Origin of the sequence: Streptomyces diastaticus subsp. diastaticus, from assembly GCF_011170125.1 — a bacterium.
Lineage (GTDB): Bacteria > Actinomycetota > Actinomycetes > Streptomycetales > Streptomycetaceae > Streptomyces > Streptomyces diastaticus.
In genome coordinates, this window is sequence record NZ_BLLN01000003.1 from 293,435 (window position 1) to 306,023 (window position 12,589).

General features: G+C 72.8%; 10 protein-coding genes. 3 read left to right on the forward strand and 7 right to left on the reverse strand.

Features of this window, described 5'->3' with window-relative positions:
- Positions 1-23: 23 nt before the first annotated feature.
- Positions 24-920, reverse strand: coding sequence for an SGNH/GDSL hydrolase family protein (locus tag Sdia_RS09760; protein ID WP_115068693.1), 897 nt, complete (start codon positions 918-920; stop codon positions 24-26).
- A 545-nt stretch (positions 921-1,465) separates the two neighbouring features.
- Here Sdia_RS09760 and Sdia_RS09765 point away from each other — a divergent pair.
- Positions 1,466-1,960 (forward strand): DUF3145 domain-containing protein, encoded by a 495-nt coding sequence (locus Sdia_RS09765; protein ID WP_100452858.1) that lies wholly within the window; start codon positions 1,466-1,468, stop codon positions 1,958-1,960.
- Between the two features lie 93 nt (positions 1,961-2,053).
- On the opposite strand, the gene Sdia_RS09770 is transcribed toward Sdia_RS09765, so the two are convergent.
- The 5 genes from Sdia_RS09770 to Sdia_RS09790 all read right to left on the reverse strand — a co-directional run bounded on the left by Sdia_RS09770 (position 2,054) and on the right by Sdia_RS09790 (position 7,079).
- Positions 2,054-3,325, reverse strand: a complete 1,272-nt coding sequence (locus Sdia_RS09770) for a beta-ketoacyl-[acyl-carrier-protein] synthase family protein (protein ID WP_100452859.1) — start codon at positions 3,323-3,325, stop codon at positions 2,054-2,056.
- Positions 3,326-3,481: 156 nt separating this feature from the next.
- Positions 3,482-3,730: an acyl carrier protein gene (locus Sdia_RS09775; RefSeq protein WP_100452860.1), complete on the reverse strand. Its 249-nt coding sequence runs from the start codon at positions 3,728-3,730 to the stop codon at positions 3,482-3,484.
- A gap of 72 nt (positions 3,731-3,802) precedes the next feature.
- On the reverse strand, positions 3,803-4,804 hold the full coding sequence (locus Sdia_RS09780; protein ID WP_100452861.1) for a ketoacyl-ACP synthase III: 1,002 nt from the start codon (positions 4,802-4,804) through the stop codon (positions 3,803-3,805).
- Positions 4,805-4,821: 17 nt separating this feature from the next.
- Positions 4,822-5,763 carry an ACP S-malonyltransferase gene (locus tag Sdia_RS09785; RefSeq protein WP_115068692.1) on the reverse strand — a complete coding sequence of 314 codons (942 nt, stop codon included), beginning with the start codon at positions 5,761-5,763 and terminating at the stop codon, positions 4,822-4,824.
- 89 nt (positions 5,764-5,852) lie between these two features.
- Entirely contained in the window at positions 5,853-7,079 is a 1,227-nt protein-coding gene (locus Sdia_RS09790; protein WP_100452863.1) for a PucR family transcriptional regulator, read from the reverse strand.
- Between the two features lie 765 nt (positions 7,080-7,844).
- Here Sdia_RS09790 and Sdia_RS09795 point away from each other — a divergent pair.
- Positions 7,845-8,657, forward strand: a complete 813-nt coding sequence (locus tag Sdia_RS09795) for a pirin family protein (protein ID WP_115068691.1) — start codon at positions 7,845-7,847, stop codon at positions 8,655-8,657.
- A 1,572-nt stretch (positions 8,658-10,229) separates the two neighbouring features.
- On the opposite strand, the gene Sdia_RS09800 is transcribed toward Sdia_RS09795, so the two are convergent.
- Complete coding sequence (locus tag Sdia_RS09800) at positions 10,230-11,072, reverse strand: serine hydrolase domain-containing protein (RefSeq protein WP_189399666.1); 843 nt, start codon at positions 11,070-11,072, stop codon at positions 10,230-10,232.
- A gap of 439 nt (positions 11,073-11,511) precedes the next feature.
- Here Sdia_RS09800 and Sdia_RS09805 point away from each other — a divergent pair.
- Positions 11,512-12,329 (forward strand): IS5 family transposase gene (locus tag Sdia_RS09805; protein WP_238156524.1). Its coding sequence is split into 2 segments (ribosomal slippage): positions 11,512-11,869 and positions 11,869-12,329, totalling 819 coding nucleotides; the frame shifts between segments, so codons are not numbered across the junction.
- Positions 12,330-12,589: the final 260 nt, after the last annotated feature.

Here is a 12,589-nt window from a genome sequence, read left to right on the forward strand (position 1 = left end):
CCCGGCGGCCCGGGCCGCCGGGCTCAGCCCTTCGCCGTCACCGCCCGGTAGGCGATGCGCGCGATGTGCGCCTGGCCGTTCCTGCTGGGGTGGAACCAGTCCCACGGCGAGAGCTGCGTCCCGGTGAAGCGGAAGTCGAACACCGCCCCGCCGTCCGTCCGGCAGAGCCGGTCCTGGGCGCACACCTGCGCCAGCACCCTGTTGTACGCCTTGACCCGCTTGTGCACCTTGGCCCGGCGCTTCACCGATTTCCTGTCGACCGCGTCCGGCTCCGACAGCATCGACCGGCAGATGCCCAGCGCCCACACCTGTTTGCCCAGCTCGCTGGTGCGCCCCTCCGACCAGAGCCGCTTCAGGTCCGGCACGCTCGCCATGTACACCTGGGTGCGGGGAAGCTCGGCGCGCAGAATCTCCATCGCCTCCTCCACCGACTTCCGGAAGTCGGCCACCTTGGTCATGTGGCGGGTGGAGGACCGGCACGCGTCGTTGGCGCCGACCATCACCGTCAGCAGCTCCGGCCGGTCCTGCACCGCCCGCTCCACCTGCGCCGGGAGGTCGGCCGCGCGTGCCCCCGAGACCGCGTGGTTCCAGCTCCGCTCCACCGCGCCCCGCTCCCCGAGCAGCCGCAGCGCCAGTGAGCGCACTCCCGGATCGCTGCCCGTGGCCCACGAGGCCTCCGGGCAGTCGGCCAGCACCGAGCAGGCGTCGAACCCCCGCGTGATCGAGTCCCCGACCGCCGCCAGCGAGGCCGGACGGGTGTCCCACCCCGTCTGCTCCCTGGCCCGGGGCGCGGCCAGCTCGTCACTGTCCTGTGAGGACGGCGCGCTCTGGCAGGCGGGCAGCACCGCCCCGAGGAGCAGCGCGAGGACGGCCGCGGTCCCGGCTCGCGCCCTGCGCCCCCGCACGTCCCGCTCACCCATCACGCCTCCTTCCGCCTGCCGTCCCGTGCCCGCCCTCGGGCGGGAGCCCCACCCGGTCAACGGTTCCGCGGTCCGGCGCGGTTCCGCGCCCCGCCGCGAGAACCGTCACAGGGCCCCCGGTACCTGCGGCACGGCTCCGGGGCCGCCATCGTCGCGCGGCACGGACCCCGGCGCGCGCTGCGCTCCGCCGGTCCGGTGCCAGGTGCCCCCGGCCGGCCCACCCGCGCGGGCCGGCCGTCACCCGGCCGCCGGAACGCCGCTCGGCCGAGCGGGTGGCGCCGGGCGTACGCCGGGCGCGCCCCGCCGGGTGAAAGCAGGCGGGTCCGGGGCGACCGGCCCGACGGTACGTCACCCCGCCACCCGTGCGGCACGGTAGCTTTGGCCCCGGGCAGTCCGGCCGGTGGCGTACGGACGCCCCGGGGGCGGCGCGGCCCACCGGTTCCGCTAAGTTACATCACGTCACATCTGTCCCATTTGGGAAATTCGCTCGGCACGGGTGCGAGGCCGCTCGGGACAGCGCCCTCGGTCCCACACTGGAGGTTCCGGTGACGACACGTGGAGTCCTGTACGTGCACTCCGCACCGCGCGCGCTGTGCCCGCATGTCGAGTGGGCCGTGGCCGGTGTACTCGGCGTGCGCGTCAGCCTCGACTGGATCAGGCAGCCCGCCGCCCCGGGCACCTGGAGGGCCGAGTTCTCCTGGCAGGGCCAGGTGGGCATCGCCTCCCGGCTCGCCTCCGCGCTGCGCGGCTGGCAGCAGTTGCGCTTCGAGGCGACCGCGGAGCCCAGCCCCGGCGCCGAGGGCGAGCGGTACAGCTCCACCCCCGGCCTCGGCATCTTCCACGCCGTCACCGGCATCCACGGCGACATCCTCATCCCCGAGGACCGGCTGCGAGCCGCCCTGGTCCGCTCCCAGGCCGGCGAGACCGACCTGGAGGCCGAGATCGCCCGTCTCCTCGGCAAGCCCTGGGACGACGAGCTGGAACCCTTCCGGCACGCGGGCGAGGGCGCTCCGGTCCGCTGGCTCCACCAGGTCGTCTGAGCGCTCCCGGCCCGCCGCCGCGCGCGACCGGAACACCGAAGGGCCCGCCTCCCCCGAGGGAGGCGGGCCCTTCGCCCGGCGTACGCGGGCCGGTCAGACCGTGCGGAAGGCGAGAACCACGTTGTGGCCGCCGAAGCCGAACGAGTTGTTGATCGCGGCGACGGTGCCCTCGGGCAGCGCGCGGGCCTCGCCGCGCACCACGTCCGCGCCGGATTCGGTGATCGCCGGGTCCAGGTCGTCGACGTTGAGCGTCGGCGGCGCCTTGCGGTGCTTCAGCGCCAGCACCGTGGCGACCGTCTCGACACCGCCGGCGCCGCCGAGCAGGTGGCCGGTCATCGACTTGGTCGCCGAGATCGCCACGTGCTCCAGATCCTCGCCCAGGATCTGGCGCAGCGCCTTCACCTCGGCGATGTCGCCCTGCGGGGTCGAGGTGGCGTGCGCATTCAGGTGCACGACCTCGGAAGGCTTCAGGTCGGTGTCGTCCAGCAGGTTCTGGAGCGCCGTCGCGATGCCCCGGCCGGTCGGCTCGGGCTGCGCGATGTGGTGGCTGTCGGCCGACAGGCCCTGGCCCAGCACCTCGCAGTAGACGCCGGCCCCACGGGCGGCCGCGTGCTCGGCCGACTCCAGGACGACGACGCCCGCGCCCTCGCCGAGGACGAAGCCGTCCCGTGCGGTGTCGTAGGGGCGCGACGCCTTCTCGGGCTCGTCGTTGTTCTTCGACATCGCCATCATGTTGGCGAACGCGACCACCGGCAGCGGGTGGATGGCCGCCTCCGTGCCGCCCGCCACGACCACGTCGGCGCGGCCGGTGCGGATCATCTCCACCGCGTAGCCGATCGCCTCGGCGCCGGAGGCGCATGCGGAGACCGGGGCGTGCACGCCCGCCCTGGCGTTGACCTCCAGGCCGACGTTGGCCGAGGGGCTGTTCGGCATCAGCATGGGCACGGTGTGCGGGGAGACGCGCCGGGCGCCCTTCTCCTTCAGCACGTCGTACTGGTCCAGGAGCGTGGTGACGCCGCCGATGCCGGAGGCGATGACCGTGCCGAGGCGCTCCGGGCTGATCCGCTCGTCCTCGCCCGCCATCGCCGTGTAACCGGCGTCGGCCCAGGCTTCACGGGCGGCGATCAGCGCGAACTGCGCCGAGCGGTCGAGCTTGCGCGCCAGCGGGCGCGGCAGGACCTCGGCCGGCTCCACCGCGATCCGCGCGGCGATCCGGACCGGCAGGTCCGCGTAGCGTTCGTCCTCCAGCGGACGGACGCCGGAGCGGCCCGCGATCAGACCTTCCCAGGTCGATGCGGCGTCGCCACCCAGCGGGGTGGTCGCGCCGATACCGGTGACGACCACGGTGCGATTGGTCGGGCTCACAGGGCTTGTCTCCACAGGTCAGAGGGTCGAGCGTCAAGGCGCGCCACCACCGGCGGGCGGGGTCGGGCGCCCGGGCCGGGCTCCGGCGGGCAGAAGGCCGGGGGCGGGCACGGGGAGCGGACCCGGAAGGCCGGGGCCGCTCCCGGTGCGCCGGGATCAGCCCTGGTGCTTCAGGATGTAGGACGTGGCGTCGCCCACGGTCTTGAGGTTCTTGACGTCCTCGTCGGGGATCTTCACGTCGAAGCGCTCCTCGGCGGCGACGACGACCTCGACCATGGACAGCGAGTCGACGTCCAGGTCGTCGGTGAAGGACTTGTCCAGCTGGACGTCCTCGGTCGGGATGCCGGCGATCTCGTTCACGATCTCCGCGAGACCCTCGACGATCTCTTCCTGCGTGGCGGCCATGATGGCGCTCCTTCGTTGGTGTTCAGAGGTGTACGGTTCCGCGTGCCCCGGAAGGCCGGGGGTGCGCGGCGCCTAGGGGAGAGTAACGACCGTGGCGGCGTAGACGAGACCCGCCCCGAAGCCGATGACGAGCGCCGTGTCGCCGCTCTTGGCCTCGCCCGTCGCCAGAAGCCGCTCCATCGCGAGCGGGATCGACGCGGCCGAGGTGTTGCCGGTGGTCTCGATGTCACGGGCGACCGTGACGTGCTCCGGCAGTTTGAGGGTCTTCACCATCGAGTCGATGATCCGCATGTTGGCCTGGTGCGGGATGAAGACATCGAGGTCCTCCGCGGTGATACCGGCGGCCTCCAGCGCCTGCTGGGCCACCTTGGCCATCTCGAAGACGGCCCAGCGGAAGACGGCCTGGCCCTCCTGCGTGATCGCCGGGAACTTCTCCGGGTGGCCGTCGCGGTACTCCGCCCACGACGTCGTCTGCTTGATGGTCTCCGACTTGTCGCCCTCGGAGCCCCACACGGTCCGGCCGATGGCCGGGACGTCCGAGGGGCCGACGACGACCGCGCCCGCGCCGTCACCGAAGAGGAAGGCCGTCGCGCGGTCCTCGTGGTCGGTGAGGTCGCTGAGCCGCTCCACACCGATGACCAGCACATGCTCGGCCGACCCGTCCACGACCATGCCCTTGGCGAGGGTCAGGCCGTAGCCGAAGCCCGCGCAGCCGGCGGAGATGTCGAAGGCGGCGGGCTTGCCCGCACCCACCAGGTGCGCGATCTCGGTCGCCACCGCGGGGGTCTGCTTGAAGTGCGAGACCGTCGAGACGACGACGGCGTCGATCTCCGACGGGGCTATGCCGGCGTCGGCGATGGCCTTGCCCGCCGCCTCCACCGACATCACGGTGACGGTCTCCTGGTCGTCGGCCCAGTGCCGGGTGGCGATGCCGGACCGCGAGCGGATCCACTCGTCGGAGGAGTCGATCTTCTCCAGGATCACCTCGTTGGGCACCACCCGTGTCGGGCGGTAGCCGCCGACGCCGAGAATGCGCGCGTACGGGGCACCCTTGCTGGGCTTGATCTTCGCCATGCTCTCGGTGCTCCTTCTCAGGCCGTCTGCGGGTCCGCCGGCGCGGCGGGGGAGTGCTCGGCGATCAGGGCGCGTGCCGCGTCGAGGTCGTCGGGGGTCTTCAGGGCGAGCGTCTTGACGCCCGGCATCGCGCGCTTGGCCAGTCCGGTCAGCGTGCCGCCCGGGCACACCTCCAGCAACGCGGTGGCGCCGAGCTGCTGGAAGGTCTCCATGCACAGGTCCCAGCGGACCGGGTTGGCGAGCTGGCCCACCAGCCGCTCCAGGACCTCCGTGCCGGTGGCCACCCGCGCGCCGTCCCGGTTGGAGACGTACGGCACGGACGGGTCGGCGGGGGCCAGCTCCGCGGCGGCCTTCTCCAGCTCCGACACGGCCGGGGCCATGTGCTCGGTGTGGAAGGCGCCGGCCACCTTGAGCGGCACCACCCGGCGCACCCCCTCCGGCTTCTGCGCGACCAGCGCGTCGATCTGCTCCAGCGTGCCCGCGGCGACGATCTGGCCGGCGCCGTTGACGTTGGCCGGGGTCAGGCCGAGCTTCTCCAGGTGCGGGAGGGTCACCTCCGGGTCGCCGCCGAGCAGGGCGGCCATACCGGTGGGGGTGACGGCGGAGGCCTCCGCCATGGCCTGGCCGCGGCGGCGTACCAGACGCAGCGCGTCGGTGTCGTCGAGGACCGAGGCGAGGGCGGCGGCGGTGATCTCGCCGACGCTGTGTCCCGCGACAGCGCCCGGGGCCACCTCGCCGAGCGCGGTGGCGGAGAGCAGCCCGGCGGCGACCAGCAGCGGCTGGGCCACCGCGGTGTCACGGATCGCCTCGGCGTCCGCCTCGGTGCCGTAGTGCACCAGGTCGAGGCCGATGGCGTCGGACCAGGCCGCGACGCGGTCGGCGGCACCGGGGAGTTCGAGCCAGGGGGTCAGGAAGCCGGGCGTCTGGGCGCCCTGGCCGGGAGCGACGAGTACGAGCACTCTCACACTCTCTCTTGGGGAGGGCCCCGACGGCCGGTGGGGACAGGGACCAAGAACCGTCAGGGGAATTGTTGGTGTCCGACAAAATCCTAGAGTTGCGCCTCGGCGTCCGCCAAGCGCCCCAGGATCAGCGCGATACGCAGCGTGAAGGCCGATCGCACATCGGAGGGCGACCACCCGGTGACGTCAGTCACACGTCGAAGCCGGTAGCGCACGGTGTTCGGGTGGACGAACAGCATCCGCGCGGCCCCTTCGAGGCTGCTCGCCTGCTCCAGGTAGACGCTCAGCGTCTCCAGGAGAGCCGACCCCGCTTCCTCCAACGGTCTGTAGATCTCCTCCACCAACTGGTCCCGCGCGGCGGGATCGCCCGCCATCGCGCGCTCCGGCAGCAGATCGTCCGCGAGCACGGGCCGCGGCGCGTCCTGCCAGGCCGCGCACGCCTTCAGTCCCGCCGCGGCGGCCTGTGCCGACCGGGTCGCCGCCAGCAGGTCCGCCACCACGGGGCCGGCCACCACCGGGCCCGCCGCGTACGGCCCGATCAGCGCCTTCGCCACGTGCAGCGGGTTGTCGCTGCCGCCCGCGATGACCACCAGCCGGTTGCCGAGCACCCCGGTCAGGACCTGCACCTTGGCCTGGCGGGAGGCCCGCCGGATCGCCTCCACGGTCAGCTCGCTGTCCCCGTCGGGGGCGGTGCCGAGGATCACGCAGACGTGCTCGGGGGAGTTCCAGCCGAGCGCGGCCGCCCGGGAGACGGCGCCCTCGTCCGCCTCGCCGGAGAGCACGGCGTTGACCACCAGCGACTCCAGCCGGGCGTCCCAGGCGCCGCGCGCCTCGGCGGCCTGCGCGTAGACCTGAGCGGTGGCGAAGGCGATCTCCCGGGCGTAGACCAGCAGCGCCTCCCGAAGCACCGACTCGTCACCCGGCGCCGCGACCTCGTCGATCGCCGTCTCCATGACCTCGATCGTGGTGCGCACCATCTCGACGGTCTGCCGCAGGGTGATCGCCCGCGTCAGCTCGCGCGGCGCCGTGCCGAACACGTCGGTGGAGATCGCCTGCGGCGCGTCCGGCTGCCGGAACCACTCGGTGAACGCCGCGATACCCGCCTGTGCCACCAGGCCGATCCACGAACGGTTCTCCGGCGGCATCGCCCGGTACCAGGGCAGCGTCTCGTCCATCCGCGCGATGGCGTTGGCGGCGAGCCGCCCGGAGGAACGCTCCAGCCGCTTCAGCGTCGCGGTGTGCGGATGGGCGGCCGCAGCCTCTGGAGGCTGCTGCTCGGCGGGGTGGTCGGGTGGTGTGGATTCGGGTTGGGACACGGGACAAGACTGCCTTATCGCAGCGGGGCGGTGAGGTGGAGGGTCACGGGCAGGGCCGGGCGCGTGGCGGCGGCCGGCCTGGTGGCGGAGGGGAGAGACGGTTCAGGGGGCGCGGGCCGGTGCGTGGCCCCGGTGGTGTGGGGCGGGGCTTTGCGGGGTGGGGGTGTGATCGCTGTGGTGTGGGGCGGGGCTTGTGGGGCGCGGGACTGCGATCGCCGGGGGTGTGGGGCGGGGCCCTTGCGTGGTGGGGCTTGGGCCGTCGGGGCGCGTGGCGGGGGCGGGCTGTGCCGCAAGGTCTCCGGTGATCCGGTGATCCGGTGATCCGGTGATCGGCGTGGTGGGGCTTGGGCCGTCGGGGGCGGGACTGGGACGGGCTGCGCCGCGTGGGCTCCGGTGATCCGGTGACCTGCGTCGAGGACGACGAGCTGCCGGTCTTGCCGTCGGCCCGGTGCCTGGCCCGGGGGCCAGATGCCGGGCCCGGGGTCAGGTGCTGGTCAGGCGCTGGGCACCGGCCCGGAGGGGCTCGGCACCGACGGGTTGTGCCTGTGGGGAGGCGGTGATCCAGGAGCCTGCGGCCGCGTGTCGCTCCGTGCGCGGGCCGTGGTGCGGCTCCGGGTGCTGAGGTGGCGACGGTCGGCTGAGTCGTTCTCCGCGCCGGGCCGTGCCGGGCCCGTCCGCGGCTCGTCGCAGTGCAGAGGCGATGTCGAGGCGGAACCAGGTCCCTGGCGGGGTGGGCCTCCGTCTCCGGCCAGGTCAGGCCGTACCGTGGTGCGGGTGATCGACGTACGGCGCTCCGGCGACCGGTACCAGGGCGGCGAGCCCTCGGCCGGTATCAGCACCCTGCACGCCTTCTCCTTCGGCGCGCACTACGACCCGGACAACCTCCGTTTCGGCCCGCTCATCGCCTGCAACGAGGAACGCCTCGCGCCCGGCGCGGGCTTCGACGAACACCCGCACAGCCATACCGAGATCGTCACCTGGGTCGCCGAGGGCGAGCTGACCCACCAGGACTCCACCGGCCGCACCACCGTCGTACGACCGGGCGACGTCCAGCATCTCAGCGCGGCCACCGGCGTCCGCCACGTCGAGCGCAACGACGGCCCGGCCCCTCTCGTCTTCCTCCAGATGTGGCTCGCGCCGCTCACCTCGGACGGCGCGCCCACCTACTCCCTGGCCCGCCGCGAGAATCTGCCGCAGGACCGGCCCGACACCGTCGTCCTCGACCTTCCGGCCGCCGGAGCCGCGCTCCACCGCCTTCTCCTCGTCCCCGGCCGACCGAATCCTCTCCCGCCTGCCGCGCTACGCCACGTCCACGTCCTGACGGGAGACGTCGAACTCAGCCCGGCCTCAGTCACCGGCGAGGACAATTCCCCGCCGGTACGACTCGGCCCTGGCGACTCCGCCCGCGTCGGCGAGACGGCTCCAAACCCCCGAACCCTCATTTCTGCCGATCTCGATGCCGCTGACGCCCGCGGCGGCAGCGGTCAGGAGGGAGGCGAGTCGGCCGGGCGACCCTTCACCGTGACAGGGCGCGGCGAGAGCACCGCCGAACTGCTGGTCTGGACGATGAGGGGATAGGTCCCCCGGAAAGCGGGGCGCCCGTTTGACGGTGGGACAGAGGCGGCCGGACACTCGACGCTCGACTCCGCCGCGTGTGTCGCCACGTGGCCCACATCTCCGGTCCGGGCCGGAACGTGAGCCTATGCCCGGGCTCGAACCCCAGACGCTCGTAGAACCCCGGGTTCCGTACGTTGCCCGACTCCAGGAACACCGGACGCCCGTCGGTGTCCGCCTGCTCCGGGAGCCCGCCGAGCACCGCCGTTCCCAGTCCCGTGCCGTGGGCCTCGGCACGCGCCCCAGGAACTCGACGTACCAGTGCGGTGGCACCCCCGGATGCCGCCGTTCCAGAGCGAGCAGCCGTGCCCCGAGCCTCGGCAACTCCCCTCTGCCCGCGCGCACCAGCGTCCGCGCGTTCCGCAGCAGGTAGACCGTCGGCAGCTTCCAGGCACCGGCTCCGCCCACACGCACGCCACCCGCCTGCCGTCGTCGGTCCACACCCGCCCGTGCGGGATCTGCTGCCCGAGACGCCCTCGGGAACAGCAACCGGAGCCGCCACTTGCGGTCACGCGGTATCAACCACGACCAGACAGGATCGTCCCGATACGCACTCGCCAACACCCCGGCGAGCCCCTCCGCGTCAGCCGCCCCGGCCCGCACGAGTCGCACCATGCTGGGAAGGTACGCGCCGGGAACCGAGCCTGCCAGGGTTACCGCGGCCACGTCCCGCCTGGCGACGTGACCAGGGAGTGGCTGGGGGCCCGGGACCTGCGGCCCGGTGGTCCGACTGGGGCTGCTCCCGGGAAACCGGCGGTCCTGCGGGTGAGCGGGCTTCACCCGGGGCCGCCTCTTGGCGGCGGGGACAGCAGTGGCCAGGTTCGTCGTGTGCGGGCCGTGCATACGGACGCCGACACCGAGGCGCACTGACGGGGCTGCCCTGCGTCCGAACTGGCGGGGTGGCTGACTGGAGGGTGCCGGGGCGAGCTGGCACGTGGCTGACTGATCCGGCAGCAGGGCGTAGGGCGCCTTCGTAGGGCGCCCTCGTAGGGCAAGGGATCGTTCGGGTGAGGGGCAAGGAGGGGAGCGGCAAGGAGGGGAGCGGCAGAGCGAGTCCTCTGCGCGGAGCCGGGCCGATGAGCAGGCACGCGAGGCCGGTCACCGAGACATCCGCCTTCCGCTGGGATGGGCGGGGTCTGGCGGGGTGGGACGGGGTGGGGCGAGCGGCGGGATGTCGGGCGGGTGCTGTGAGTTGAGAGTTGGCGACTGGGGCCCGGAGCGGCGGGCTGGCGGGCCGGTTAGCCCCGTGCACAGGACCACACGTCGTATCGGACGGGACGCCCACTGCTCCGAGCCCCGCCTCCCGGGCTCGGGGAGCCCGGCCAGGACTCCGGCCCGACGCTGCTGACCGTGCCGCCCCGCCACAACCGAGGCCTGTGGTGTCCGCCCCGGTTACCGCCCCCCTGGCAGCCCGCCACCCCTGTTGCGTCAGTTCGGGTCCAGGGCCGGACCCGAACCCAGGGCGGAGCCGGCCCAGACCCGGAGCCGTCCGCCTCGGACCACCCACCTCGCCGCTCGGCCCGAGACCGGTCCCGCTCAGCGACCCCCGCCCTGGCCCAGTTCCTTGAGGATCGCGTCCGTGAACCCCGGCCAAGCCTCGATGGCCCAGGGCCCGAAGTCCCTGTCGGTCAACGCGACAGCGGCCGCCCGGGCGTCCGGGTCGATCCAGAGAAACGTCCCCGACTGGCCGAAATGCCCGTACGTCCTCGGTGAGGACGCCTGCCCCGTCCAGTGTGGCGACTTCCCGTCCCGGATCTCGAAACCCAGCCCCCAGTCGTTGGGGTTCTGGCTCCCGTATCCGGGCAGCACCCCCTTCAGCCCCGGATGCACGACCGATATGGCCTCGGCGACCGTACGGGCGTCCAAGAGCTGGGGCGCCTGCACCTCCGCCGCGAACCGGATCAGGTCGTCCACCGTCGACCACCCGTCCTTCGCGGGAGACTGCTCTCCTTCCAAAGACGTCGCGCGCATCCCCAGCGGCTCCAGCACGGCCTGCCGTAGATACTCCGGGAACGCGATGCCCGTCGCCTCGGCCAGGTGCTCACCCAGCGCCTCGAAGCCGGCGTTCGAGTAGATCCGCCGGGCTCCGGGCTCCGCCTGAACCCGGTACTCGTCGAAGGCCAGCCCACTGGTGTGTGCCAGCAGATGCCGCACCGTCGACCCCTCGGGCCCCGCCGGTTCGTCGAGTTCCACGGCTCCTTCCTCATACGCCACCAGCACGGTGTACGCCGCGATCGGCTTCGTCACCGAGGCCAGCGCGAACCGCCGGTCGGTGGGCCCGTGGGTCCCGGCCACCGTCCCGTCGGACCGCACCACGGCCGCAGCCGCGTGCGGCACCGGCCAGTCGTCCACCCACGCCAGACTCTCAAGGCTTCGCATGTCGGCGAGTCTAGAACGGGCATCCGGGACGAGCAGGTGACGGCTGTCCCCACCGAGGACCGCGGAGGTGCTCGGCCCGCCACCGGGCACTCCGGTGCCGGAGCGGGTGGCGAGACGGGCCCCGACAGTCGCGGGCGCATCCGCGGTTGCGCGGAGTGCGCCTGGACGTTCCGGCGCGGAGAGCATGAGGGTGACGAATGCCACCTCCCTCCCCGCTGTGGTCCGAGCCTGCTCGACCGCACACGACCCCCTTCCTCGCTCGGACAGCGATGACCACTACACGATCAGGAAGGGGCACCGAGCTGACCGGTCCCACCGCCCGCCCTCAGGCGGTCCGGGCGCGTCGGCCTTACGCGGCGAGTCGACCGCTCGCCCTAAGAGGCCCTAACAGAAGTTGTTGATCATGTGACTTTAGGCTTGAGTGGTCGTTGGTCCGTTCGTGGGGAAACGACAGTCGCGGCCCTGGGTCGTGTCGGACGAACTGTGGTCGCTCATCGAGCCGTTGCTGCCCGAGCCGGGACCCAAGCAGGTGGAGGGCAGGCCGCGGGTCCCGGACCGGCAGGCACTGTGCGGAATCCTGTTCGTGCTGCACACCGGCATCCAGTGGGAGTACCTGCCCCAGGAGCTGGGCTTTGGCTCGGGGATGACGTGCTGGCGGCGCCTGGCCGCCTGGAATGAAGCCGGTGTCTGGGACGCACTGCACCTGGTGCTGCTGAAGAAGCTGCGGGCCGCGAAGAAGCTCGACTGGTCCCGGGCGGTGATCGACTCCTCCCATGTCCGGGCCGCTCGGCGCGGCCCAAAAGCGGGCCCAGCCCGGTCGACCGCGCACGACCGGGCAGCAAGCACCACGTCCTCACCGACGGCCAGGGCATCCCGCTCGCGGTGTCGCTGACCGGCGGAAACCGCAACGACGTCACCCAGCTGCTGCCGCTGCTGGACAAGGTTCCGGCCGTGGCGGGCACCGTCGGCCGGCCCAGACACCGGCCAGACGCACTCCTCGCCGATCGCGGCTACGACCACGACAAGTACCGCCGCCTGCTGCGACAGCGCGGGATCCGGCCGGTCATCGCCGAACGAGGCGTCGAGCACGGCTCTGGCCTGGGCGTCTTCCGCTACGTGGTCGAGCGCACGATCGCCTGGCTGCACGGCTTCCGCCGACTGCGAATCCGCTGGGAACGACGCGACGACATCCACGAAGCCTTCCTCGGACTCGCCACCTGCCTCATCACCCACCGCCACGTCCAACGCCTTTGTTAGGACCTCTAAGAGGAGCGCCGCTACCGCAACGGTGCCCCGCGCTGACTGTCCCACGTCGGCCAGCCGCGACTCGCCGGTATCTCCGTGGCCGCCCTGATCCGCTACGCCGGACTGACCCGAGCCGGAGACCACATCTCCCCGAGCGCCAGGAGCTGCTCCGTCCCACCAGCCAGGAGACCCGGCCCCGGATCGCGGAACCCCAGGCCACCCTCTGCGTACCGGACCAGGAGATCGGCCACTACGCACGTGCACAGGCGACC